Source organism: Plantactinospora soyae, assembly GCF_014874095.1.
Lineage (GTDB): Bacteria > Actinomycetota > Actinomycetes > Mycobacteriales > Micromonosporaceae > Plantactinospora > Plantactinospora soyae.
This window is the reverse complement of sequence record NZ_JADBEB010000001.1, coordinates 5,159,498-5,182,996: the sequence shown is the minus strand read 5'-3', so window position 1 is coordinate 5,182,996 and position 23,499 is coordinate 5,159,498. Positions and strand designations below refer to the sequence as shown.

Below are 23,499 nucleotides of genomic sequence, written 5' to 3'. Positions count from 1 at the left end.
ACCGTGGTCCTGCGGCTGAAGGGGGAACGGGGGCGGCCACCGTCTGACGATCCTTCGCGTCCCGGTGCGGACCCGAAGGACAGACGGTGGCCGGGGCCCCGGCCGGTCAGTCGCGGGGGCGGGTCACAGCCGGCAGGCGTGCAGGACGGTGACCAGGATCGCCCGGGCGCCGACGTCGTACAGCTCGTCCATGATCCGGTGTACGTCCTGACGCAGTACCAGGGCCTCGACCGCGACCCAGCCCTCCCGGTGCAGCGGCGAGATCGTCGGCGACTCGATCCCCGGGGTCAGCGCGGTCGCCTGGTCGAGCAGGTCGGCCCGGACGTCGTACGCCAGCATCACGTACCGGCGGGCGACCAGTACCCCGTGCAACCGGCGGACGAGTTGATCCACCTGGCCGTTGGCCGGTGCCTCGCCCTGGCGGATCAGCACCGCCGACGAGTGCAGGATCGGCTCACCGATGATCGCCAGGCCGGCCTGGCGCAGCGTGGCACCGGTGGAGACGACGTCGGCGACCACGTCGGCGACGCCGAGGCGTACCGCGTTCTCGACCGCGCCGTCGAGCCGGATCACCGAGGCGGTGGTCCCGTGCTCGGCCAGGTACCGCTCGACCACGCCCGGGTACGCGGTCGCGATCCGCCGGCCGGCGATCTGGTCGACGTCGGAGACGGTCTCCGGTCGGGCGGCGAACCGGAAGGTCGCGGCACCGAAGTCGAGGTCGAGCATCTCCTCGGCCGGGCTCGCCGAGTCGACCAGCAGGTCCCGGCCGGTGATGCCGAGGTCGAGGTCGCCGGAGCCGACGTAGGTGGCGATGTCCCGGGGACGCAGGTAGAAGAATTCGACGTCGTTGGCCTCGTCGCGGCAGATCAGGTCGCGGTCGTCGCCGCGCTGCTGGTAGCCGGCCTCGCGCAGCATCTGGGCGGCCGGTCCGGACAGGGTGCCCTTGTTGGGAATGGCGATGCGCAGCATCGGAAGTGCTCCTCGCGGTCAGGTCAGATGGGTCGGACTGACGGACGGACGCGTCCACGGCCACCGGAAGCGGCGGCCGGGACGCGGCGGGGCACTACAGATGTCGGTAGACGTCCTTGAGTTCCAGACCGGTGGCGAGCATCAGCACCTGCGCCTGGTAGAGCAGTTGGGAGATCTCCTCGGCGGCCCGTTCCGGCCCCTCGTGCTCGGCGGCCATCCACGCCTCGGCCGCCTCCTCGACGACCTTCTTCCCGATCGCGTGCACGCCGCGCTCCAGCGCCGCGACCGTCCCCGAGCCTGGGGTGCCGGCGGCGGCCTTCGCCTGCAGCTCGGCGAACAGCTCCTCGAACGTCTTCACGGGACCGTATTCTCCCAGCCGGCCGGCGCCGGCCTGGCCGCCGGGTCGGCGTACCGCCCATCAGGTGGACCGCCGGGCAGGTCAGCGCACCTCGATGACGTGGTCGTCGAGGTGCTGCTCGCGACCGTCGGCCAGGGATATCGCGTACGCCGTCAGCGTGTACCTGCCCGGCGGCAGGGTGACGCTGTGCCGGTACTCGCCCTGGGTCGGCCCGGCGATCGACAACGTGATCGTTCGCTCGCTCACCGTACGGCCGTCGCGCTGGATCCGGAGCTGCGCGGTCGCCTCGGGCAGGATTCCGGCAAGGTGCACCTGGAAGGTACGCCCGACGGTGTCCCCCTGCTGCGGGGCGATCAGCCACACCGGGGCGAGCACCTCCACGGCCGCTCCTCGGCGCAGTACCCCGGAGACGTCGACGGTGCCCCAGAGCCGGTCGACCGGCGTTCCGTCGAGCCGCAGCCGTACCCCGGACACGCCCGGCACGGCGGTGACCGTCCAGACCAGTTGCTGTACGGCCATCCGCGCCGCGGCCTCGCCGACCTCGTTCCGGGCCGCCCCGGCGAGGTCGACGGTGGCGGTGCCGCCGCTGACCGACACCCCGCGCAGGTCGGTGCTGACCGGCCAGGCGTTGAGGTAGTTCGGGTCCATCCCGGTCGGCCCGTCCAGCAGGTTCCGCACCGCCGCCGTGATCCGGTCGGCGGCCGAGCCGTCCCGCAGCCAGAGCCGGTGGAACTCGCGGTAGAGCCGGGGCCGGTTCGGGTCGCCGCCCTGGTAGTAGACGGCGAGGCTGGCCGTCGTCGCCGTACCGCTGGTGCTGCCGATCGACGGTACGGGTGCGCCGGGCGGAGTGAGGCCGGGTTGTACGTCCGCCGACGGTGCGGCCGGGCTGGCCGCCGGCCCCCCGCTCGGCTCCCCGCGGAGCACGCCGGCCGGAGGTCCGGTCCGGCGGTCCGACGGTGTCGGCACGATGCTGCCGGCCAGGCCGACCCCCACCACGGCCACGGCCAGGGTGGCCACCGTGACGGCACCGGCCGCGAGCGGCGACCAGTCGGCCCAGCGGCGCCGGCCGGCACCGGCCGCCGACCCGCCGACGCCGTTCTCCGTAGCCGGCCCCCGGACGCCGGGTCCGGCGGGCGACGGGCCGAGACCGTTTCCGGCGGACGGCCCACCGACCCAGAATCGGCGGCGTGACCGCCTCAGGCCGGTCCACCAGCCCGGCCGCGCCCGGCCCGAATCACCGGTCTGGATCCGGTGTTGGATCCGGGGCAACGCGCCCGGCGCCGGCTCAATCCGGTCGGCCTCGGCCCCGAGCACCCGGCGCAGCAGGTCCTCGTCCATCGGGCCCCGGTCCTCGTCCCTCGACTGCCGATATTCGTTCATCGCTCCGCCCCCAGGGTCTGCTTGAGCGCCGCCATCCCCCGGAAGGTGTGGCTCTTCACCGCACCCCGGCTGACTCCCATCAGCTCGGCGGTCTCGGCTTCGGACAGTTCGGCGTAGTACCGCAGCACGATCGCCTCCCGCTGCCGGACCGGCAGGGCGCGCAGCGCGGCGATCACCGCGTCGTGCTGGAGCAGGTCGAGCGCGCCGGCCTCCGCGCTGGGCGCGTCCGCCATCGGCCGGGTCGCGGCCAGGTGTGTCTCCACCACCCGCCGGTGCCGCAGCGCCGACCGGCACCGGTTGACCACACTGGTCCGCAGGTAGCCCAGGGCCTTGTCGGCATCGCGCAGCCGGGACCACCGACCGTGCAGCGCGACGTAGCCGTCCTGGACGATCTCCTCCGCCGCGCCCTGGTCGTGCAGCAGCAGCGTGGCGAGTCGTACCAGCGGTCGGTAGTGGGTGGCGAAGAGGCGGGTGACCGCCTCGTCCGCCGCCCACTCCCGGGGCACGGGTTGTGTCATGATCCTCCCGCCGGGCGGGTCGGAGACCAGGTGGATTGTCACAGCAGGGTGACGCGCGACCCCCCGGTCCGGTTTACCGCCGAAGCCCGGTCGGCACCACTCGACGGGCCGATACCCGACGGATATCCCTATCGGACCACTGGGAAAATCTATGGGCGGACGTCGACGTGTGCCTATGCTGTCGGCCATGGCTAGCCGATCTCTGCCGGTCGCGCTCACGACCGCTACCGTTCTTCTCGCAGCCCTCGCCGGCTGCGCCCCGCAGAACCAACCCCCGCCGGGTCCGGCCCCGGCCGCCTGCACCAAGGCGGACATGAAAACCAGGACACCGGGCAAGTTGACCATCGGCACCGACGATCCCGCGTACGAGCCGTGGTTCAGCGAGAATCTGCCGGCCAACGGCAAGGGCTTCGAGTCGGCGGTGGCGTACGAGGTGGCGAAACAGCTCGGGTACGCCCGGGTCGACGTGGAGTGGACGCGGGTCAAGTTTGACAACGCGATCGCCCCGGGGCCGAAGGAGTTCGACTTCGACATCAACCAGTTCTCCATCACCGACGATCGCAAGGTGGCGGTCGACTTCTCCTCGCCGTACTACCTGGTCCGGCAGGCCGTCGTGGCGGCCAAGGGCTCGAAGATCACCGGCAGGTCGACCCTCGCCGACCTGAAGAACGCCAAGCTCGGCGCCCAGGTCGGCACCACCAGCTACCAGGCGATCACCGACCTGATCAAGCCGACCGTCAAGCCCCAGGTCTACAACAGCAACGACGACGCGAAGAAGGCCCTGCAGAACCGTCAGCTCGACGGCATCGTGGTGGACCTGCCCACCGCCTTCTACATCACCTCGGCAGAGATCAAGGACGCCACCATCGTCGGCCAACTGCCCCAGGTGGGACTGCCGGAGACCTTCGGCCTGCTGCTCGACAAGGACTCTCCGCTGACCGGCTGCGTCAGCAACGCCGTCAACGCGCTGCGGGAAAGTGGCAAACTCGCCGAGCTGGAGAAGACCTGGCTCGCCGAGGTGGCGGGCGCCCCCGAGCTCACGTGAGGCTGGCCGACCACCAACCGTCCACGATCGCCCGGGAGCGGGCCGCCTACCGGAAGCGGCAGACGGTCCGCTCGGTGCTGATCGCCGCGACCTCGACCGGGGTGCTCGGCACCCTGCTCGTGGTGTCGGTGACCGGTGCGCCGGGCTGGGAACGGGTGCAACAGTCCTTCCTCGATCCCCGGATCGCCCGCGACGCCCTGCCCGACGTGCTCACCGGACTGTGGCTCAACGTCCAACTGCTCGTGTTCTGCGCCCTCGGCGCGCTCGCCCTCGGGCTGCTGCTGGCGGTGCTGCGTACCCTGCGGGGCCCGGTCTTCTTCCCGGTCCGGGCGCTGGCCACCGGCTACACGTACACGTTCCGCGGGCTGCCCGTGATCATCGTGTTGTACGTGCTCACCCTCGGCGTACCCGGCCTGCGCCTGGAGGGCATGCCGTCGGTGCTGGTACTCGGCGGGATCGCCCTGGTCCTCACCTTCGGCGCGTACCTGGCCGAGGTCTTCCGGGCCGGCATCGAGTCGGTGCACGCCAGCCAGCTCGCCGCCGCCCGCTCGCTCGGCCTGACCTACCCGCAGACGATGCGGTACGTGGTGCTGCCCCAGGCGGTACGCCGGGTCGCCCCACCCCTGCTCAACGACATCGTCGCGCTCCAGAAGGACGTCGGTCTGGTCTCCCTCGCCGGTCCGATCGACGCGGTACGGGCGGCCCAGATAGCCACCGCCGAGAGCTTCAACTACACGCCGTACATTGTCGCGGGGGTGCTCTTCGTGCTGCTCGCCATTCCACTGATCGCGGTCACCGACTGGGTGACGTTGCGCGCCGCCCGCCGCCAGGCGGCACGATGACCGCACCGGAGCCGCCGACGCCCGGACCAGGCGATCACGAACCACCGGTGGCCGTGCCGAGCCGTCCCGTACTGAGTTGCCGCTCGCTGCGCAAGGTGTTCGGCGGGCACGTCGTACTCGACGATCTCGACCTCGACGTGGCCGAGCACGAGGTGGTCGCGTTGATCGGCGCCTCCGGGTCGGGCAAGTCCACCCTGCTGCGCTGCGTCAACCTGCTGGAGGACCTCGACGACGGCACCATCCACCTGGACGGCGAGCACATCACCGACCCACGGGTCTCCCCCGACCTGGTACGCCGGCGGATCGGCATCGTCTTCCAGGCGTACAACCTGTTTCCGCACCTCAGTGTGCTGGACAACATCACGCTGGCGCCCCGGCGGGTGTACCGGCGGGACCGGGCCGAGGCCGAGTCGCAGGCCCGGGAGCTGCTCGCCCGGGTGGGACTGGCCGAGAAGTCCGAGGACTATCCCGACCGGCTCTCCGGCGGCCAGCAGCAGCGGGTGGCGATCGTCCGGGCGCTGGTCAACTCACCCCGGTTGATCCTGCTCGACGAGGTGACCTCGGCGCTCGACCCGGAGCTGGTCGGCGAGGTGCTGACCATGATCCGGGATCTGAAGGCGGACGGCATGACCATGGTGCTGGCCACCCACGAGATGGGGTTCGCCCGCGAGGTGGCCGACCGGATCTGCTTCCTCGACGGTGGACGGGTGATCGAGGAAGGGCCACCCGAACAGGTGCTGGGCGAGCCGACCCAGCCCCGTACCCGGCAGTTCCTGCGCCGGATCATCGAGGCCGGCCGGCTTCAGGCGCCCACCGGCTGAGTACCGACGCCGCCGGCATCCACCGCCGCACCAGGCGACCTAACGGTGATGCTCACCCAGCCAGCGCCGCTGCTCCTCCGTCTCCGGCACCGGCAATCCCCTGGCCCCGCCGATGACGTCCCAGATCCGATCGACCGGAACGTCCAGCCGCGACAGCAACGCGGCGACGAGCAGAGACGACCGGCCGATGCTCGCCCGACAGTGCACCGCGAGGTGCCGTCCCCGGGCGAGGTCGCCGGCCAGCACGTCGATCAGCGGACGAATCGCGGCATGTTCCGGGACTCCCCGGTCGATGACGGGATAGGCGTGGAAGTCGAGACCGGCGCGGACAGCGGCGGTATCCTCGCCGGTCAACCCCAACTCGTCGCGTTCCGCCGAGGTCAGCAGGCAGACCAGGACGTCCACCCCGGCACGGCGTAGCCCGGCCATCTCGTCGTCCAGCCAGTCATCCCCGCGCGGACGCGCCACGATGCTCAGCCGCACCGGCGACGGCGCCGGGATCGGATAGACGGTGGGCCGCAGCCACATCGGGCTCTCTCCTGTCGCTCGTTGATCATCGATGGGCGGGCGGCCGGGTCAGCGCCGGACCGGTGACGTCCGGCGGCCGAGTTTGGGAGGTAACGTGCCTCCGTGACCGAGACGGATCGCGAACTCCTGCGTGCCACATTCGGCGAGGACGCCGACCTCTACGACCACGCGCGCCCTGGCTATCCGGACCAGTTGTTCGACGATCTGGTCCTACTCGCTGGTCTGAGCCCGCAGTCCCGGGTGCTGGAAATCGGCTGCGGCACCGGCCAGGCCACCCGACCACTGGCCCGGCTCGGTTGCACCATCATCGCGGTGGAACTCAGCCCCGAGCTGGCAGCCGTGGCCCGACGCAACCTCCAGGAATTCCCGAACGTGACCGTCGAGGTGTCCCCTTTCGAGCGGTGGACACCACCGACCACCCCGTTCGACCTGGTATTTTCGGCGACCGCGTTCCACTGGATCGATCCGGATATCCGCGTCGACAAAGCGGCGGACGTGCTCCTTCCAGGCGGAACTCTTGCCGTGGTGCACAGCGAACACGTCGCTGGCGGCACGGAGAACTTCTTCGCAGACATGCAAGCGTGCTACGAGACCTTCGACCCCAGGACTCCACCCGGACTGCGCGCGACACCGGCCGCGGACATTCCCGACGACCCGACCGAGTTCGAGCGCTCTACACGCTTCGGGCCGGCGCGATTCCGCCGCTACGAGTGGGAGCAGGGCTACACCACCAGCGAATACCGCGACCTGCTGATGACCTACTCCGGCCACCGTACGCTGCCTCAACCGGCACGCGACGGTCTCCTCGCCTGCATCGCCAACCTGATCGACCGCGACCACCGCGGCCAGATCAGCAAGCGGTACCTGACCCGGCTGGCCATGGTTCACAAGGCAACCTGAGACCGACCATTCCCCCGTTCGCCAACCAGGGACCGCACTGCGATCACCAGAGCGGACGGCGGCGGTCCCACCGCATCAGCGGCAGGACCGCCGTCGATCGGCGCGGCGGTCGGTTACGGCCGGCTGGCGATGTCGCGGATCGCCACGGCCGCCTCCAGCGCGGCGGTGGTGGCGGCCCAGCCCTTGTCCTCGGCCGAGTCGGCCAGGCCGGCCCGGTCCCGGGCCTGCTCCAGGTTGTTGACCGTGAGCACGCCGTGCGCGACCGGCGTCGCCGTGTCCAGCGCGACCCGGGTCAGCCCCTCGGTCACCGACTGGCACACGTAGTCGAAGTGCGCCGTGGCGCCCTTGATCACCACGCCGAGCGCCACCACCGCGTCGCACCGCCGGGCCAGCGCCTGTGCCACCACCGGCAGTTCCACCGAACCGGCGACCCGGACCACCAGCACGTCGTTCACGCCGCACGCCTTCGCCGCGTTCACCGCACGGTCCAGCATGTGGTCGGTGAGTTCCCCGTGCCAGCGGGCGGCCACCACCCCGACGGTCAACCCGGACGCATCCACCGTGGACGATCCCGGCTCTCCGAACCCCGCCATCGTCAGGCCAACCTTTCCGTCGTCTTCACCAGTTCCACCGGTTCGACCGGGTCGAGCGCCTGGACCGGTTCGAGCGGCTCGTCCAACTCGCTGAGCAGGTGGCCCATCCGGTCCCGCTTGGTCCGCAGGTATTGCAGGTTCTCCGGGGTCGCGCCGACCGGCATCGCCTCCCGGCCGACCACGGTCAGTCCGTAGCCCTCCAGGCCGGCCCGCTTGGCCGGATTGTTGGTCAGCAGCCGCATCGATCGGACACCGAGGTCGTACAGGATCTGCGCGCCGGTGCCGTAGTCCCGCGCGTCGGCGGGCAGCCCGAGGTCCAGGTTCGCATCGACGGTGTCCCGGCCGAGGTCCTGCAACTGGTACGCCTGAAGCTTGTGCACCAGCCCAATGCCCCGCCCCTCGTGTCCCCGCATGTAGAGGACCACGCCCCGGCCCTCGGCGGCGACCCGGGCGAGGGCGGCGTTCAACTGTGGGCCGCAGTCGCAGCGCAGCGAGCCGAACACGTCCCCGGTCAGGCACTCCGAGTGCACCCGGACCAGTACGTCCTGACCGTCGCCGATCTCGCCGTAGACCAGGGCGATGTGCTCGGTCGCGTCGTACTCGACGCGGTAGCCGACGGCCCGGAACAGTCCGACCTTCAGTGGCAGCCGGGCCTCGGCCTCCCGCCGCACCTGCTGCTCGGTACGTCGCCGGTACGCGATCAGGTCCGCGATGGTGATCAGGGTGAGTCCGTGGTCGGCGGAGAACTTCTCCAGATCGGGCAGACGCATCATGGTGCCGTCGTCGTTGACCAGCTCACAGAGCACCCCGGCCGGCCGGAGTCCGGCGAGCCGGGCGAGGTCGACGGCAGCCTCGGTGTGGCCGGGGCGCCGCAGCACCCCACCGGGCTTGGCCCTCAGCGGTACGACGTGTCCGGGCCGGCTCAGGTCGGTCGGGTCGGTGGCCGGGTCGGCGAGCAGCCGGATGGTGTGCGCCCGGTCCGCCGCCGAGATACCGGTGCTGACCCCCTCGCGTGCGTCCACCGTCACGGTGTACGCGGTACCCCGCTTGTCCTGGTTGGTGTGGTACATCGGCGGCAGCTCGAGCCGGTCGCAGTCCTCTTCGGTCAGCGGCGCGCAGATGTAGCCGGAGGTGTAGCGGACCATGAACGCCAACAGCTCGGGAGTGGCCAGATCGGCGGCGAAGATCAGGTCGCCCTCGTTCTCCCGGTCGGCGTCGTCCACCACCACCACCGGGCGACCGGCCGCGATGTCGGCCACCGCCTGTTCGATGGTGCCGAAGTCGGTTGTCATGCCACGGCCTCCAGTCCACCGACCGGCAGTCGCCCGCCGGTCGTCAACAGTCGTTCGACGTACTTGGCCAGCACGTCCACCTCCAGGTTCACCGGTTCGCCGATCCCCTTGCGCCCCAGCGTGGTGGCCGCGAGCGTGGTCGGGATCAGCCCGACCGAGAACAGCCCGTCGGCCAGCGCGGCGACGGTCAGCGACACCCCGTCGACGGTGATCGACCCCTTCTCCACCACGTACCGGGCGAGCGCGGCGGGCAGCGTGAACGTGACCGTCTCCCACTGCTCGGCCGGCTCCCGGCGGACGATCTCGGCGACGCCGTCGACGTGCCCCTGTACCAGGTGCCCGCCCAGCCGGCTGCCGAGCGTCGCGGCCCGCTCCAGGTTGACCGGGTCGCCGGGACGCAGCGCCCCGAGCGACGTCCGGCGGAAGGTCTCGCCCATCACGTCGGCGGTGAAGACGCCGTCGTCGGATTCCACGACCGTCAGGCAGACCCCGTTGACGGAGATCGAGTCGCCGTGCCGGGCGTCCGAGGTGACCAGCGGGCCACGGATCGCGACCAGCGCCGAGTCCCCACCCGTCTCGACCCGCCGGACCAGCTCGCCCAGCTCCTCCACGATGCCGGTGAACATCTGTTCAGCCCTCCGTTTTCCGAGGAAACGCGGTGACCCGCAGATCGGGGCCGACCGGTGTGAAATCCGTGAACTCCAGGTCGATAACCTCGGAGATGGTCCGGGGGCCGGCGTCGGCCAGGGCCGCCGGGCCGGCACCGAGCAGCTTGGGCGCCAGGTAGCCGACCACCTTGTCCACCAGGCCGGCGGCCAGGAACGCACCGGCCAGGGTGGGACCGCCCTCCAGCAGCGCCGCCCGTACCCCGCGCCGGTAGAGCTCCGCGAGCAACCGGGGCAGGTCGACCCGCCCGTCCGGGCCGGTGCCGACCTCCGCCGAGGTCGCGATCCAGGTCCGCGCGGCACCGTCGCGGACCCTGGCGTCGACCGGGGTACGGCCGTCGCTGTCCACCACCACCCGCAGCGGCTGCCGGATGGCCAGGGTGCCGTTGCGCAGGTTCCGGGCGGTCAGTCTCGGATCGTCGGCCAGCACCGTGCCGACCCCGGCGATCACCGCGTCGACGGTGCCGCGCAACGCGTGCACGTCGATCCGGGCCGCCTCGGAGGTGATCCACATGCTGGTGCCGTCGGCCGCCGCGATCCGCCCGTCCAGGGTCGCCGCGTACTTCCAGATCAGGTACGGCCGGCCGCGCCGTACCGCGGTCAGCCAGGCCAGGTTGCCGGCCTCCGCCTCGGCGGCCCGGACCCCGATCTCGACCTCGACACCGGCGGCGCGCAGCGTCTCGACGCCACCGGACGCGACCGGGTTCGGATCGGGCACGCCGAGCACCACTCGGCGGACCCCGGCCCGGATCAGCGCACCGCTGCACGGGCCGGTACGCCCGACGTGGTCGCACGGCTCCAGGGTGACCACCGCGGTGCCGCCCCGAGCCCGCTCACCGGCCTGGGCCAGTGCGACGATCTCGGCGTGCGGTCCGCCGGCGTACGCGTGGAAGCCCTCGCCGACGACCTCGCCCCTCGGGTCCAGCAGCACGCAGCCGACCAGTGGATTGGGACTCGTCGTGCCCATACCGCGGGCCGCCAGCGCGATCGCGCGGCGCATCGCCTCGTCGGTGGAGACGCTCCCCATGCCGATCCTCCGCCCTCTTCCTCGCTCGTCCTTCGCAGACGCGCGGGCGGGGCGGGAGCGGTACCGGCCGGATGGCCGGGCGAGCGGAGGCGGAACACGGGGACGGCAGAGCCGACCCCGGCGGGCCCGCACGGTCGGCAGGCAGCTGCCGGCCGTCAGGCCTGTCCGTCCCGCGCGCTGTCTCCCATCCGGACTGTCTGAGCGTGGGCGTTGCCCGCACTCAACCGTCGGCCCTGGGTTCTCACCAGGTCCACCGGGCGGCTCTGAGCCGTCCGGGTCGCGGGCTTACCAGGCTTTCGCCCGGATCACCGCCGGTTCGGAATTTCACCGAGTCCCGCCAGCGCGTGGTGGGTACCGTCGAGTGTTGCACGGATCCGAGGGTCGAGTGCCAGTGAGGCGACCCACCTCACAGCGGAGTGACCGCGGTCACCCCGATCATCCTCCGGGGCGGCGCCGGTCCATCGCGACGTACGACCCGGGCTGGCTCTTGGCCACCGTCTTCATCTCCGAGGCCGCCGCGATCACTTCGAGCGGGTCGGTGAACCGCCGCTCCGGCACCGACAGGGACACCCCGATGGAGAGGGTGACCAGGTGGGCGCGTTGGACGTTGCCCCGGCGGTCCTTCAACTCGACGTAGCCGCGCTTGGCGTCCTCGGGGTCGTACAGCTCGTCGGCGGTCTTCTCGAAGTCGACCACGGCCCGCTCGGTCAGTGGCCGGACCTGTTCGGGAGCGCAGACGATCACGAAGTCGTCGCCGCCGATGTGCCCGAGGAAGGCCGGGGGCAGCCCGACCGAGACCACCGCGCGGTGCAGGCTGCGGGCCAGGGCGCTGATGAACTCGTCGCCCCGGACGAAGCCGTACCGGTCGTTGACGCTCTTGAACCGGTCGATGTCGATGTAGCCGACCCCGTAGTCGACGCCGCTGCGTACCCGGTCGCCGATCTCGCGCCGGATCCGGGTGTTGCCGGGCAGCCCGGTGAGCGGGGAGACCTCGCGGAACTCCTTGTTGCGCCGCAGGGTCGAGCTGACCCGGGCGATGAGTTCGGCGGTGTCGAAGGGCTTCACCAGGTAGTCGTCCGCGCCCGCGGTGAGGCCGTGCACCTTGTCCACGGTCAGGCCCTTGGCGGTCAGCATGATCACCGGCAGGGCGGAGGTCATCGGGTTGGCCCGAAGCCGTCGGGTCAGCTCCAGCCCGTCGACCCGGGGCATCCGCAGATCGACCACGGCCAGATCCGGACGCCGCCGCTCGATCAGCTCCAGCGCCTCCTGGCCGTCTCCGGCCTGCATGACCTCGAAACCGTGCAGGCGCAGGTTGAACGCGACGAACCGGACGATGTCCTCGTCGTCGTCCACCACCAGGATCAGGTCGGGCCGCTCCTCGACCCCGTCGACGCTCATGCCCGCACTCCGCTTCGCTTCGTGCGGTCGTGAGGCTCCCCGGCACTGAACCAGCCGATTCGCTCGCGGCGCTCGCTCATGCCCGCACTGAACTGGCCAATTCGCTCGCGGCGATCGCTCATGCCCGTGGCACGGCGCGTTGGGCGAGCTGTCGCAGCTGCGTCACCGCCGTGGCCGGATCCGCCGCCGCATAGACGGCGGTGCCCGCGACGAACGCGTCCGCGCCGGCCACCGCCGCCTGCTCGATGGTGTCGGCCGCGATGCCGCCGTCCACCTCGATCCGCAGCTCGAGGTGGCCCGCGTCGGCGTGCCGGCGGGCGGCACGGACCTTGTCGAGCAGCTCGGGGATGAACCGTTGCCCTCCGAAGCCCGCCTTGATAGTCATGATCAGCAATGTATCGAAGCTGGGCAACAGGTCAAGGTACGGTTCGATCGGAGTGTCCCGGTCGATCGCCAACCCGGCCTTGGCCCCGGCCGAGCGCAGGTCCTTGGCCAGCGAGACCGGGTTGTCGCACGCCTCGGCATGGAAGGTCACGTTGTACGCCCCCGCGTCGGCGTAGCTCGGCGCCCAGCGTCGCGGATCCTCGATCATCAGGTGTACGTCGAACGGCAGCGCGGTCACGGCCAGCAGGCTCTGCACCACCGGCAGCCCGATGGTCAGGTTGGGCACGAAGTGGTTGTCCATCACATCGACGTGCAGCCAGTCCGCCGTCGACTCCACCGCGTGGACCTCCTCGGCGAGCCGGGCGAAGTCTGCGGCGAGAATACTGGGCGCAACGATCGGCGCTGGTACGGTCACCGCGCCAGTGTACGAATGCCGGTCACCCCGACCGTCGCCGGATACGGATCCGGTCACCCTCCGGTCAGATTCACCCTCCCACCAGCTCAGATCGGGTCCACGCCCGACTCCGACCAGATCCACGCCGGATCCGACCCGCCCCACACCGGATCCGAGTTGGATTCACGCCCGGCTCGGAGTTGGATTCACGCCCGGCTCGGAGTTCCTTCGGCGAAGAACCTGTCCGGGGTGATCGGCAGGTCGCGTACCCGCACTCCGGTGGCGTGGTGGACGGCGTTGGCGATCGCCGCGGCCGTACCCACGATGCCGAGCTCGCCGATGCCCTTCGAGCCCATCGGGTTGACGTACGGGTCGTCCTCCTCGACGAAGTGCACCTCGACCGAGCCGACGTCGGCGTTCGTGGCGATGTGGTACCCGGCGAGATCGTGGTTGACCACGTGCCCGAACCGCGGATCGACGACGGCCCGCTCGTGCAGCGCCATCGACAGCCCCATGCTCATTCCGCCGAGCAGTTGGGACCGGCCGGTCTTCGGATTGATGATCCGCCCGGCGGCGAACACGCCGAGCAGTCGGGGCACCCGGACCTCACCGGTCTCCGCGCAGACCCGGACCTGCGCGAACTGGGCGCCGAAGGCGTACATGGCGAAGCTGTCCCCGTGCGGATTGGCCGGCATGTCGGCGCTGACCTCGATCCCCTCGGCCGGGACCACCCCGGCGTACCCGTCGGCGAGCCGGGCCCGCAGCCGCCGTGCCGCCTCGACCACCGCGCAGCCCCACGAGGTCATCCCCGAGGAGCCGCCGGCCGCCATCGCCGGTGGCAGGAGGGTGTCGCCGATCCGCAGCTCGATCCGCCCGACCGGGACGTCGAGCGCGTCGGCGGCGATCTGGGTCAGCGTCGTCCAGGTGCCGGTACCCAGGTCGGCGGCGCCGATCGACACCGCGTACCGGCCGTCCGGGCCGAGCCGGATCATGGCCGACGATCCGGGCAGCCGGTAGACCGGGTACATCGAGGCGGCGACCCCGGTGCCGACCAGCCACCCCCCGCTGTGACGGGCCCGGGGCGTCGGATCCCGCCCGTCCCAGCCGAACCGGCGGGCGCCCTCACGCAGGCAGGCCACCAGGTTGCGGCTGGAGAACGGGAGGCCCCGCTCCGGATCCTCGGCGGGCTCGTTGGCGATCCGGAACTCGACCGGGTCCCGTCCGCAGGCGATCGACATCTCGTCCATCGCCGACTCGAGGGCGTACATCCCGGGGGTCTTGCCCGGCGCCCGCATGATCGTCGGAACCGGTACGTCGAGCGCGACCATCCGGTGCGTGGTGCCCAGGGTGGCCGCCGCGTACATCACCCGGGTCGATGAGGCGGTCTGCTCGGCGAACTCCTTGATCCGCGAGGTCTGCTGCACCACGTCGTGGGCGACGGCGACGAGTCGCCCGTCGGCATCGGCACCGAGCCGGATCCGCTGGATGGTCGGGGTGCGGTAGCCGACCTGGCTGAACATCTGCTGCCGGGTCAGCGCGAGCTTCACCGGCCGACCGGGGACGGCCATCGCGGCCAGCACCGCGAGCGCGACGTCCGGATGGGCGTGCAGCTTGCCGCCGAACCCGCCGCCGACGTGCGGCGAGATCACCCGGATCCGCTCCGGGGCGAGCCCGAACAGGGTGGCGATCGAGTCGCGCAGCCGGTGCACGCCCTGGCTGGCGACATAGAGGGTGAGCTGGCCGTCGTCCCAGACCGCGATCGTCGAGTGCGGCTCGATCTGATTGTGCTGGTATCTGGGCGTCGTGTAGGTGGCGTCGAGGCGTACCGCCGCAGTCGAGAGCGCCCGCTCCGGGTCGCCCCGCACACTGTCGGTGGCGAACCCGCCGTTGAGCACCTCCGGGGCGTACCGGTCGGGGTGGTCGGCCCGTAGCTCGACGTCGTGCGGCCGGGCCTGGTAGTCCAACCGGACCAGGTCGGCGGCTCGGCGGGCGATCTCCGAGGTCTCCGCAACGACGCCACCGACGAACTGCCCCCGGTACCGCACCTCGGCGTCCTGGAGGATCGCCACCTCCAGGTCCTCGGTCGAGGCGACCCGGGGCGCGTCCTGGTGGGTGAGCACCGCCAGCACCCCCGGCTCGGCCAGCGCGGCCGTGGTGTCGACCCCGACGATCCGACCCACGGCGATCGTCGCCTGCACGGGGTGCAGATAGGCGGGCCGCTCCACGCGATGCTCGAAGGCGTACCGGGCGGTGCCGGTGACCTTCTCCGGCCCGTCGAACCGGTCCAGCGGGGTGCCGATGGCCCGAGCCGGCGTCGTCATCCGTCCAACCTAGATGCAAGGAAGGGCCCCTTCTTATCGTTTTCTGTAGAAGAAGGGCCCCTTCCTAACCAATCAGGGGGTCAGCCGCGGCGGAGCATCGCCAGGAACATCGCGTCGGTGCCGTGCCGGTGTGGCCAGAGCTGGACCGTCGGGCCGTCGCCGAGGCCGGGCATCTCCGCCGGCAGCAGCGGGCGGGCGTCGACGAAGTCCACCGGTACGCCGGAGCGCCGGGCCGCCTCGCCGACCGAGACGTGCGTCTCCACCACGTGCGGCGAGCAGGTCACGTAGCCGACCACGCCACCGGGACGGACCGCCCGCAGCGCGGCGCCGAGCAGTTCCCGCTGCAACCGGGTCAGCGCCGGCAGGTCGGAGGGCTGGCGGCGCCAGCGCGACTCCGGTCGCCGCCGCAGCGAGCCGAGCCCGGTGCACGGCGCGTCGACCAGTACCCGGTCGAAGGAGTCCGCCGGCAGGTCCGGATCGCTGCCGACGGTGCGGCCGTCGGTGGTCAGCACGGTGACCGGCAGGCCCCGGACCGCCTGGGACACCAGCCGGGCCCGGTGCTCGGCGATCTCCACCGCGGTCAGCGTCGCGCCCCGCTGCGCGGCCAGCGCGCCCAGCAGGCCGGCCTTGCCACCCGGCCCGGCGCAGAGGTCGAGCCAGCGCTCGTCCGTGCCGTCCAGCTCGGCGTTGACCAGTGCGGCGGCCACGAGTTGGGAACCCTCGTCCTGGACGTGCGCCCGGCCGTCGGCCAGCACGGCCAGCTCGCCGGGGGCACCGCCGGGCAGATAGACCGCGTACGGCGAGAAGGCGCCCGGCGCGCCACCGACCTCGTCGGCGACCTCGGCCGCGTCCGCCCGACCGGGCCGGACGCACAGGTGCACCGAGGGCCGGTGGTTGTCCTCGATCAGCAGTCGGGTGGTCTCCCCCAGGTCCCCGCCGAGCGCCTCGGAGAACGCCCGTACGATCCACGGCGGATGGCTGTAGGTGAGCGCCAGGTTCCCGACCGGGTCGGCGTCGGCCGCCGGCGCCAGCTCCGCGATCCAGGTGTCGGCATCCTTCCCGGACACCTCCCGCAGCACGGCGTTGGCGAACCCGGTCGCGCCCGGGGCCACCGAACGGACCAGGTCGACGGTCGAGGAGACCGCAGCGTGCGCCGGTACCCGGGTGTAGAGCAACTGGTAGGCGCCGAGTCGCAACGCGTCCCTCGGCTGCGGGTCGATCCGCGCGACGTCCCGGCCGGCGGCGGCGGTCAGGATCGCGTCCAGGGTGCCCCGCAACCGCAGCGTGCCGTAGGTCAGCTCGGTGGCGAAGGCCGCGTCCCGGCCGTGCAGCCGCCGCTCCCGCAGGATTTCGGGCAGAACCAGATTCGCGTAGGCGTCGTCGCGGTGCACCGCCTCGATCGCCTCGTACGCCACCTGCCGGGGCAGATCCACCGGTGGATGCTCCCGTCGCGGCGGCCGTCCGGCGCGCTCCCGGTCGGCACCACCCGGACCGCCACGGCTCCGGTCCGGCCGGCCCCGGTCGGCACCGCCCTGCCCGGCCCGCCGGTCCCGGTCCGGGCGACCCCGGTCGGCACCGCCCTGGCCACCACTGCGACCCCGGTCTGCGCCGGCCGGTGCCCCGCTGCTCCGGTCGACGCCGCTCTGGCCGGCACGATCCCGGTCGACCCACCCTCGGTCGGCTCCGGCCCGCTCGGTGCCCTCGATCTGCCCGCTACGCTCGCTCACTCGAACTGCTCCCCACCCGCTACCCGGACCCCGCGAGCCCAGTCCGGTGCCGGCATGGCCCGTTTGCCTGCCGCTCGTACCTCGCCCAACGCCACCGGTCCGGTGGCCGTACCCGCCAGCACCCTGCCCCGCTCGACCAGAAGTTCGCCCGGCTTAAGATCCGGACCTTCGGGAAGCGGCTGAACCGGCCCGAGTTTGACCCGGGCATCACGGAACCCCGTCCAGGCGCCCGGCGCCGGGGTGGCGGCCCGGATCCGGCGGTCCACGGCGAAGGCCGGCTCCGCCCAGCGGACCCGTCCGTCGTCGACGGTCAGCTTCGGCGCCAGCGACACCCCCTCGGCGGGCTGCGCCACCGCCCGCGCGGTCCCCGCGTCGATCGCGTCCAGCACCGCGACCAGCAGGCCGGCGCCGGATATGGCCAACCGCTCCAACAGGTCGCCCGAGGTGTCGGACGGCCGGATCTCCTCGGTCAGGGTGCCGAAGACCGGACCGGTGTCCAGTCCGGCCTCCAGTTGGAAGACGCTGGCGCCGGTCAACTCGTCGCCGTGCAGCACCGCGTGCTGTACGGGTGCGGCGCCGCGCCAGGCCGGCAACAGCGAGAAGTGCAGGTTGACCCAGCCGTGGGCCGGGATCTCCAACGCCACCGGCGGCACCAGCGCGCCGTAGGCGACCACCGGTACGCAGTCCGGGGCGAGTTCGCGCAACCGGTCGAGGAACTCCGGCTCCCGGGGCCGGGCCGGGGTCAGCACCTCGATGCCGCGCTCGTCGGCCCAGGCGCCCACCGGTGACCGGGCCAGCCCTCGGCCCCGCCCGGCGGGGGCGTCCGGCCGGGTCACCACGGCGAGCAGTTCGTGCGACGACGCGGCGAGGGCATCCAGCGCGGGCAGGGCGACGGCCGGCGTACCGGCGAAGATCAGACGCACCGGGCCGTCACCGACCCAGACCGAAGGGATTGCCGGAACGCTCCGAGCCGAACCCGAGGCGGCTGGCCAGGGCCTGACGCCGGCCGATCGGGGCATCGTGCGGGCTGGTCTTGACCACCGGCGGCGCGTCCTGGTCGTACCAGTCCGCCTGCCGGATCGCCCGCATCGCCTCCTTGCGCGCCTCGGCGTCCAGCCGGTCGAGGAAGAGCACACCGTCGAGGTGGTCGGTCTCGTGCTGCACACACCGGGCCATCAGGCCGGTGCCGACGATCTGCAGCGGGTCGCCGTACTCGTTGAAGCCCTTCGCGACGACGTTCAGCCGGCGCTTGGTGTCGAAGTAGAGCCCGGGGATCGAGAGGCAGCCTTCCTGGCCGTCCTGTTCCTCGGTGTCGGGAAAGTCCAGTACCGGGTTCACCAGGTGCCCGACCACGTCGTCGACGTCGAACGAGAACACCCGCAGGCCCACGCCGAGTTGCGGCGCGGCGAGGCCGGCGCCGTTCTGCTCGCGCATCGTGTCGGTCAGGTCGGCGACGAGTCTGCGCAGCTCGGCGTCGAAGTCGACGACCGGTTCGGCCGGGGTGCGCAGCACCGGGTCCCCGAACAGACGGATGGGCTGGACGGTCACGCGGGACGGCTCCTTCACGAACGGGCGGGAGTGGCGGTGCCGTACCAGTCTACGGTCGTGCCGAGGACGTGGTCCTGGGCCGGCGCGGACGCCGTTCGGCGCGGTCGTCGGGCTTGGGCGCGGGTGCCGGCTGACGGGCGAACGCCGGGCCGGCTGGCGTACGGCGACCGGATGCCAGCCGCGGTGACGGCGGTCACGGTCCGGCGCCGGGCGACCAGCGGCGTTCGGAGGCGTCGGAACCGGCCGGCCGAACCGGCCGGGACGTCGCTGCCCGGTTAGGGCTGGGTTCCCGGTTCGCCGGCCAGTACGGCGTCGGTGCGCTCCAGGATGTGCGTGGGTAGCGGCAACTGGGTGCCGTGCGCGGCGTCCCAGTCGTAGATCACGCTCAGCCCGACCTCGGCCCGGAAGAAGTCGATCGCGCTGAGGCCACCGACCACCGGCTCGTCGCACTCGGCGACGAGTTGGCCGGGGACCAGCTTGAAGCCGTTCCGGAGCGCCGCGCTGAGCCGCCGGTGCCCGTCGACGACGAAGAACTGCTCGCCGGTGTAGCCGATCCGCAGCGGCTCCAACGCCTCCTCGCCGGCCTGGCCGATCTGCTCGACGAAGTCCGACTCCCAGAGCCCACGCAGCCCCTGGATCTCCTGCGACGGGAAGATCCGGGCCGGGTCGAGCAGCAGCAGCGGCGGCCTGTCGCGCAGGACCTCCTGCCCGAAGGAGCCCTCGTACGCGGCGATCACGTGCTCCACCACCTCGGCCGCCGAGGCCTTCGTGGTGTCGCAGATCAGGTCGTAGTTGCGGAGCTTCGCCTTGTCGACGCCGTACCGGACGAGGAACCGGCTGCGCTCGCTCTCGCTGCGCTCGTGGAGCTTGGCTCTCGCCTCCTCGACCGAGGAGTAGCTCTCGGCCGGACCGGACGGCCGGGCGAGCACCCGACGGGCCGCCTCGGTCGGCTCGGTGATCATGTGGATCTTCAGCGCGTTCTTGAAGAAGTGCCAGGCGAGACGGCTGTCGACGATCAGCTGCTCGCCAGAGTCGGCGATGTCCTGCTGGAGCTGGTCGACGTAGCCGTCGACCGCCTGGTCCAGCTCGGCGTGCAGGTTGAGCTGAAGGGCGGTCATCTTCCGCTGCTGCGCCATCTCCCGATAGAGATCACCGACGCTGACCCGCCGTACGCCGAGTCGCTTGGCGAGCTCGTGGGAGACGGTGCTCTTGCCGCTACCCAGATCGCCATTGAGGACGATCGATTGACGACCGGTCACGCCCTACCCACCCCTGATCCCAGATTTTTCAAGATCAATAGTTTGAACACCGAACCGGCGCGATCACTCACCGTCACACCACCCGAGTGGAGCATGAGGGGCGATGGTATCACTCGAATCCTGGCCGGCCAGTCGGACTCGGAGTGCGTCCGCACATTGGTACCCACTTCACAGCGTCGGCAAAACAACACTCCGTGTAGGTTCCCGACCCGAAATCCGATCAGAAGATGTCATGCGGATCGATCTGTACCCGCACCGGCTGACCGGCCTTGCGGGCGGTCCGGACCGCCACCGCCGTGTGCAGCGCGGCGGCCAGCGCGGCCGCCCGGGACCGGGGCACCCGGACCAGCATCCGCTCCTGCCCCTCGGTCGCCGGCACCGGACCCAGCAGCTCCGCCTCCTCGGGCAGGCGCGCCGCGTCGAGCAGGTCCGCCACCGCCGCCGCGCCCCCGGTCAGGCTGGCCATCCGGGCGGCCGGCGGGAAGCCCAGCTCGCGCCGCTCGGCCAACTCCCGACCGGCGAACCAGCCCGGCTCCCAGCGCAGCAGCGCCTGCACCGGCGCCAGCGCCCCGTCGGCGACCACCACCACCCGACCACCGGCCGAGGCGGGCCGGGCCAACGCCGCCGCCGCCAGCCACCGGCGCAGCGCCTCCTCGCCGGCCCGTAGGTCGGCCCGGGTGAGCATCGCCCAGGAATCGAGCAGCAGCACCGCGCCGAAGCCACCCTCGGCCACCGGCTCCGCGCCCGGAGTCGAGATCACCAGCCCGGCGCCGGCGGGCACGGTGGCGAGTACCTCCTCCCGACCCGAGGTCCGCACCGGCACCCCGGGAAACGCCCGGCCGAGTTCCTCGGCGGTACGCCGGGCGCCGATCACGGCGGCCCGCAGCCGCCGCCCACCGCAGTGCGGACAGGCGTACCCGGCGGCCACCCTGGCACACCATCGACAGGCGGGGATGGACGTCGCCGAGCGCAGGGCGAGCGGGCCGGCACAGTGCGGACAGCGGGCCGGTGCCCGACACTCGGCGCAGGAGACCGAGGGCAGATAGCCGCGCCGGGGCACCTGGACCAGCACCGGCGCGTCGGCCTTGAGCGCGGCTCCGGCCGCCTCCCAGGCCAGGCTGGGCAGCCGCGCCGTCGCCGCACCCGGGTCCCGGGCCAACTGCGGGTCGTCACCAGTCGGGGTCACCTGCGGGGAACGGGCCCGCAGCGTCGCCCGGTCGGCCACGATCTCCTTCGCCCAGCCGGTCTCCACCAGCAGCCGTGCCTCGGCGGTCCGGGCGTACCCGGCCACCAGCACCGCCGCCTCGCCGAGCTGGGCCCGGGTGAGCAGCACCTCCCGGGCGTGCGGATAGGGCGCCCGGGGCTCGGCGTGCAGGTCGTCGCCGTCGTCCCAGATCGCCACCAGCCCGAGTTCGGTGACCGGGGCGAACATCGCGGCCCGGGTACCGATCACCACCGGCACCTGACCCCGGCGGGCGGCCAGGAAGGCGCGGTACCGCCGGGCCGGTCCGAGCGCCGCCGACAGCGCGACATGCCGGCCGGCGCCGAGCCGGCCGGTCAGTGCCGCGTCCAGCCGGTCGAGATCGCGGGAGTCGGCCACCACCGCCACCACCCCGCGTCCGCTCCGTACCGTCGCCGCCGCCGCGTCCGCGAACCGGGCCGCCCAGTCCTCCCCCGGCAGCGCCGACCAGACCGCCCGGGGCGCCCGCCCGTCGGCGAGCGCCCGCAGGAACCCGGGTCCGGCCGGATAGCTCCGCCAGCCCGGGTCGCCCACACCGCCGTCGGCCCCGTCCGGCACCACCGGTCCGCTACCGCTTCCACCCGTGGTCGCCCCGGAATCGGCACCGACCGGCCCGGCATCCGTCCCGGCCTCGGCCCCGGCGGCGGCAACCACCTGTCCGGCGTCCTTCCCGTCCGCTGCCCCGGCCCCGGCAGCGGCAGCCGGTTCGCGCTCGACCCGCGCGTGCCGGGGCGGGACGGCCAGCCGCAGGACGTCGGCGAGGTTGCCGGCGTACCGGTCGGCCACCGCACGGGCCAGTCGGGCGATCTCCGGAGTCAGCACCGGTTCGGGCGACACCAGCCGCTCCAGATAACTCAGCTTGCCGTCGTGCCCGGACATCTCGGCCCGGTCCAGCAACCACCCGTCGACCAGCTGACCCGCGAAGCGCACCCGTACCCGGGTTCCGGGCTGGGCCTGTTCGTCCAGCTCGGCGGGGACCAGGTAGTCGAAGGGCCGGTCCAGGTGGGCCAGCGGCACATCCACGCAGACGCGAGCGACCGGCAACCCGGGAGCGGGCTGCCGGTCGCTGCGCTTGCTGGTGGTCAGGCTCCCGCAGCCGACTTGAGGTCGGCGGCGCGGTCGGTGTTCTCCCAGGTCAGATCGGGCAGCTCACGGCCGAAGTGGCCGTAGGCGGCGGTCTGCCGGTAGATCGGCCGGAGCAGGTCCAGGTCCCGGATGATCGCGGCCGGGCGCAGGTCGAAGACCTCGGACACGGCCCGCTCGATCCGGTCCACCGGCACGTTCTCGGTGCCGAAGGTCTCGATGAACAGGCTCACCGGGTGCGCCTTGCCGATCGCGTACGCGACCTGCACCTCGCAGCGCTCGGCCAGCCCGGCGGCCACCACGTTCTTCGCCACCCAGCGGGTCGCGTACGCCGCGGAACGGTCGACCTTGGACGGGTCCTTGCCGGAGAACGCCCCGCCGCCGTGCCGGGCGTACCCACCGTAGGTGTCCACGATGATCTTCCGCCCGGTCAGCCCGGCGTCGCCCATCGGGCCACCGATCTCGAACCGGCCGGTCGGGTTCACCAGCAGCCGGTAGCCGTCGATGTCGAGACCGAGCTCCTCCAGCTCCGGCGCGATGACGTGCTCGCGGACGTCCGGGGTGAGCAGCGACTCCAGCGAGATGTCGGCGGCGTGCTGCGAGGACACCACTACCGTGTCCAGCCGGACCGGACGCAGGCCGTCGTACTCGATGGTGACCTGGGTCTTGCCGTCCGGGCGCAGGTACGCGATGGTCGCGTCCTTGCGGGCGGCCGACAGGCGGCGGGCGAGCCGGTGGGCCAGGGCGATCGGCAGCGGCATCAGCTCGGGCGTCTCCGAGCAGGCGAAGCCGAACATCATTCCCTGGTCGCCCGCGCCCTGGGCGTCCAACGCGCTCTCCGACGAGCCGGACCGCAACTCGATGGCGCTGTCGACACCCTGCGCGATGTCCGGCGACTGGGACCCGATCGACACGCTGACGCCACAGGAGGCTCCGTCGAAGCCCTTCTTCGACGAGTCGTAGCCGATGCCGAGGATCGTCTCGCGGACGATCGCCGGGATGTCGGCGTACGCCTTCGTGGTCACCTCACCCGCGACGTGCACCTGGCCGGTCGTGATGAGCGTTTCGACCGCGACCCGGCTGCGCGGGTCCTGGTCCAGCAGCGCGTCGAGGATACCGTCGCTGATCTGGTCAGCAATCTTGTCCGGGTGGCCTTCCGTGACCGACTCGGATGTGAACAAGCGGCGTACCACGGTGCTCCTAAGAT

At 72.1% G+C, this 23,499-nt stretch carries 22 protein-coding genes and 1 riboswitch; of the genes, 4 read left to right on the top strand and 18 right to left on the bottom strand.

The window, feature by feature from the left end; genetic code table 11:
• Window positions 1–123: 123 nt before the first annotated feature.
• From hisG to H4W31_RS23010, 4 genes are all read right to left on the bottom strand, one after another.
• On the bottom strand, window positions 124–969 hold the full coding sequence (gene hisG / locus H4W31_RS23025) for an ATP phosphoribosyltransferase (protein ID WP_192768548.1): 846 nt from the start codon (window positions 967–969) through the stop codon (window positions 124–126).
• Between the two features lie 94 nt (window positions 970–1,063).
• On the bottom strand, window positions 1,064–1,327 hold the full coding sequence (locus tag H4W31_RS23020) for a phosphoribosyl-ATP diphosphatase (RefSeq protein ID WP_192768547.1): 264 nt from the start codon (window positions 1,325–1,327) through the stop codon (window positions 1,064–1,066).
• An 81-nt stretch (window positions 1,328–1,408) separates the two neighbouring features.
• Window positions 1,409–2,707 (bottom strand): GerMN domain-containing protein, encoded by a 1,299-nt coding sequence (locus tag H4W31_RS23015; RefSeq protein ID WP_192768546.1) that lies wholly within the window; start codon window positions 2,705–2,707, stop codon window positions 1,409–1,411.
• A complete protein-coding gene (locus tag H4W31_RS23010) occupies window positions 2,704–3,225 on the bottom strand; it encodes a SigE family RNA polymerase sigma factor (RefSeq protein ID WP_192768545.1) in 522 nt (173 codons plus the stop codon). The genes H4W31_RS23015 and H4W31_RS23010 overlap by 4 nt, the downstream gene beginning before the upstream one ends.
• A 187-nt stretch (window positions 3,226–3,412) precedes the next feature.
• Here H4W31_RS23010 and H4W31_RS23005 point away from each other — a divergent pair, with 187 nt between their 5' ends.
• The 3 genes from H4W31_RS23005 to H4W31_RS22995 are packed head-to-tail and all read left to right on the top strand — an operon-like array spanning window position 3,413 to window position 5,933.
• Complete coding sequence (locus tag H4W31_RS23005) at window positions 3,413–4,270, top strand: ABC transporter substrate-binding protein (RefSeq protein WP_192768544.1); 858 nt, start codon at window positions 3,413–3,415, stop codon at window positions 4,268–4,270.
• A 2-nt stretch (window positions 4,271–4,272) separates the two neighbouring features.
• Window positions 4,273–5,112: an amino acid ABC transporter permease gene (locus tag H4W31_RS23000; protein ID WP_225946998.1), complete on the top strand. Its 840-nt coding sequence runs from the start codon at window positions 4,273–4,275 to the stop codon at window positions 5,110–5,112.
• Window positions 5,109–5,933: an amino acid ABC transporter ATP-binding protein gene (locus H4W31_RS22995; protein ID WP_192768542.1), complete on the top strand. Its 825-nt coding sequence runs from the start codon at window positions 5,109–5,111 to the stop codon at window positions 5,931–5,933. Before H4W31_RS23000 ends, H4W31_RS22995 begins: the two co-directional genes overlap by 4 nt.
• A 39-nt stretch (window positions 5,934–5,972) precedes the next feature.
• Here H4W31_RS22995 and H4W31_RS22990 read toward each other — a convergent pair whose 3' ends face one another.
• A complete protein-coding gene (locus H4W31_RS22990) occupies window positions 5,973–6,461 on the bottom strand; it encodes a protein-tyrosine phosphatase family protein (protein WP_192768541.1) in 489 nt (162 codons plus the stop codon).
• A 192-nt stretch (window positions 6,462–6,653) separates the two neighbouring features.
• On the opposite strand from H4W31_RS22990, the gene H4W31_RS22985 reads away from it, so the two are divergent.
• The gene (locus tag H4W31_RS22985; protein WP_404825613.1) at window positions 6,654–7,361 is read left to right on the top strand and encodes a class I SAM-dependent methyltransferase; all 708 of its coding nucleotides are present in this window, start codon (window positions 6,654–6,656) and stop codon (window positions 7,359–7,361) included.
• A 113-nt stretch (window positions 7,362–7,474) separates the two neighbouring features.
• Here the strand turns inward: H4W31_RS22985 and ribH are convergent, their stop codons facing one another.
• The 13 genes from ribH to metK all read right to left on the bottom strand — a co-directional run bounded on the left by ribH (window position 7,475) and on the right by metK (window position 23,485).
• Window positions 7,475–7,954 (bottom strand): 6,7-dimethyl-8-ribityllumazine synthase, encoded by a 480-nt coding sequence (ribH, locus tag H4W31_RS22980; protein WP_192768539.1) that lies wholly within the window; start codon window positions 7,952–7,954, stop codon window positions 7,475–7,477.
• Window positions 7,955–7,956: 2 nt separating this feature from the next.
• On the bottom strand, window positions 7,957–9,246 hold the full coding sequence (locus H4W31_RS22975) for a bifunctional 3,4-dihydroxy-2-butanone-4-phosphate synthase/GTP cyclohydrolase II (protein ID WP_192768538.1): 1,290 nt from the start codon (window positions 9,244–9,246) through the stop codon (window positions 7,957–7,959).
• Window positions 9,243–9,872, bottom strand: a complete 630-nt coding sequence (locus H4W31_RS22970) for a riboflavin synthase (protein ID WP_192768537.1) — start codon at window positions 9,870–9,872, stop codon at window positions 9,243–9,245. The genes H4W31_RS22975 and H4W31_RS22970 overlap by 4 nt, the downstream gene beginning before the upstream one ends.
• Before the next feature lie 4 nt (window positions 9,873–9,876).
• The gene (gene ribD / locus H4W31_RS22965; RefSeq protein ID WP_192768536.1) at window positions 9,877–10,938 is read right to left on the bottom strand and encodes a bifunctional diaminohydroxyphosphoribosylaminopyrimidine deaminase/5-amino-6-(5-phosphoribosylamino)uracil reductase RibD; all 1,062 of its coding nucleotides are present in this window, start codon (window positions 10,936–10,938) and stop codon (window positions 9,877–9,879) included.
• A 172-nt stretch (window positions 10,939–11,110) separates the two neighbouring features.
• Window positions 11,111–11,284, bottom strand: a riboswitch (FMN riboswitch).
• An 89-nt stretch (window positions 11,285–11,373) separates the two neighbouring features.
• A complete protein-coding gene (locus tag H4W31_RS22960) occupies window positions 11,374–12,336 on the bottom strand; it encodes a GGDEF domain-containing response regulator (RefSeq protein WP_192768535.1) in 963 nt (320 codons plus the stop codon).
• Window positions 12,337–12,454: 118 nt separating this feature from the next.
• On the bottom strand, window positions 12,455–13,135 hold the full coding sequence (rpe, locus tag H4W31_RS22955; RefSeq protein ID WP_192768534.1) for a ribulose-phosphate 3-epimerase: 681 nt from the start codon (window positions 13,133–13,135) through the stop codon (window positions 12,455–12,457).
• 185 nt (window positions 13,136–13,320) lie between these two features.
• Window positions 13,321–15,435, bottom strand: coding sequence for a xanthine dehydrogenase family protein molybdopterin-binding subunit (locus H4W31_RS22950; RefSeq protein ID WP_192768533.1), 2,115 nt, complete (start codon window positions 15,433–15,435; stop codon window positions 13,321–13,323).
• An 80-nt stretch (window positions 15,436–15,515) separates the two neighbouring features.
• The gene (locus tag H4W31_RS22945; RefSeq protein WP_318783354.1) at window positions 15,516–17,162 is read right to left on the bottom strand and encodes an RsmB/NOP family class I SAM-dependent RNA methyltransferase; all 1,647 of its coding nucleotides are present in this window, start codon (window positions 17,160–17,162) and stop codon (window positions 15,516–15,518) included.
• Window positions 17,159–18,085, bottom strand: coding sequence for a methionyl-tRNA formyltransferase (locus H4W31_RS22940; RefSeq protein ID WP_192768532.1), 927 nt, complete (start codon window positions 18,083–18,085; stop codon window positions 17,159–17,161). The genes H4W31_RS22945 and H4W31_RS22940 overlap by 4 nt, the downstream gene beginning before the upstream one ends.
• A gap of 7 nt (window positions 18,086–18,092) precedes the next feature.
• Window positions 18,093–18,710, bottom strand: coding sequence for a peptide deformylase (gene def / locus H4W31_RS22935; RefSeq protein WP_192768531.1), 618 nt, complete (start codon window positions 18,708–18,710; stop codon window positions 18,093–18,095).
• Window positions 18,711–18,985: 275 nt separating this feature from the next.
• Entirely contained in the window at window positions 18,986–19,969 is a 984-nt protein-coding gene (locus H4W31_RS22930; protein WP_192768530.1) for an AAA family ATPase, read from the bottom strand.
• 220 nt (window positions 19,970–20,189) lie between these two features.
• Complete coding sequence (locus H4W31_RS22925; protein ID WP_192768529.1) at window positions 20,190–22,232, bottom strand: primosomal protein N'; 2,043 nt, start codon at window positions 22,230–22,232, stop codon at window positions 20,190–20,192.
• Window positions 22,233–22,291: 59 nt separating this feature from the next.
• On the bottom strand, window positions 22,292–23,485 hold the full coding sequence (gene metK, locus H4W31_RS22920; RefSeq protein ID WP_192768528.1) for a methionine adenosyltransferase: 1,194 nt from the start codon (window positions 23,483–23,485) through the stop codon (window positions 22,292–22,294).
• Between the last annotated feature and the right edge of the window lie 14 nt (window positions 23,486–23,499).

Excerpts from the sequence above, each read along its gene's own strand:
- H4W31_RS22950 (WP_192768533.1), bottom strand. The coding sequence starts at position 15,435 with ATGACGACGCCGGCTCGGGCCATCGGCACCCCGCTGGACCGGTTCGAC.
- H4W31_RS23005 (WP_192768544.1), top strand. The coding sequence starts at position 3,413 with ATGGCTAGCCGATCTCTGCCGGTCGCGCTCACGACCGCTACCGTTCTT.
- H4W31_RS23010 (WP_192768545.1), bottom strand. The coding sequence starts at position 3,225 with ATGACACAACCCGTGCCCCGGGAGTGGGCGGCGGACGAGGCGGTCACC.
- H4W31_RS22975 (WP_192768538.1), bottom strand. The coding sequence starts at position 9,246 with ATGACAACCGACTTCGGCACCATCGAACAGGCGGTGGCCGACATCGCG.
- ribH (WP_192768539.1), bottom strand. The coding sequence starts at position 7,954 with ATGGCGGGGTTCGGAGAGCCGGGATCGTCCACGGTGGATGCGTCCGGG.
- H4W31_RS22960 (WP_192768535.1), bottom strand. The coding sequence starts at position 12,336 with ATGAGCGTCGACGGGGTCGAGGAGCGGCCCGACCTGATCCTGGTGGTG.
- H4W31_RS22970 (WP_192768537.1), bottom strand. The coding sequence starts at position 9,872 with ATGTTCACCGGCATCGTGGAGGAGCTGGGCGAGCTGGTCCGGCGGGTC.
- ribD (WP_192768536.1), bottom strand. The coding sequence starts at position 10,938 with ATGGGGAGCGTCTCCACCGACGAGGCGATGCGCCGCGCGATCGCGCTG.
- hisG (WP_192768548.1), bottom strand. The coding sequence starts at position 969 with ATGCTGCGCATCGCCATTCCCAACAAGGGCACCCTGTCCGGACCGGCC.
- H4W31_RS23015 (WP_192768546.1), bottom strand. The coding sequence starts at position 2,707 with ATGAACGAATATCGGCAGTCGAGGGACGAGGACCGGGGCCCGATGGAC.
- H4W31_RS22995 (WP_192768542.1), top strand. The coding sequence starts at position 5,109 with ATGACCGCACCGGAGCCGCCGACGCCCGGACCAGGCGATCACGAACCA.
- H4W31_RS22990 (WP_192768541.1), bottom strand. The coding sequence starts at position 6,461 with ATGTGGCTGCGGCCCACCGTCTATCCGATCCCGGCGCCGTCGCCGGTG.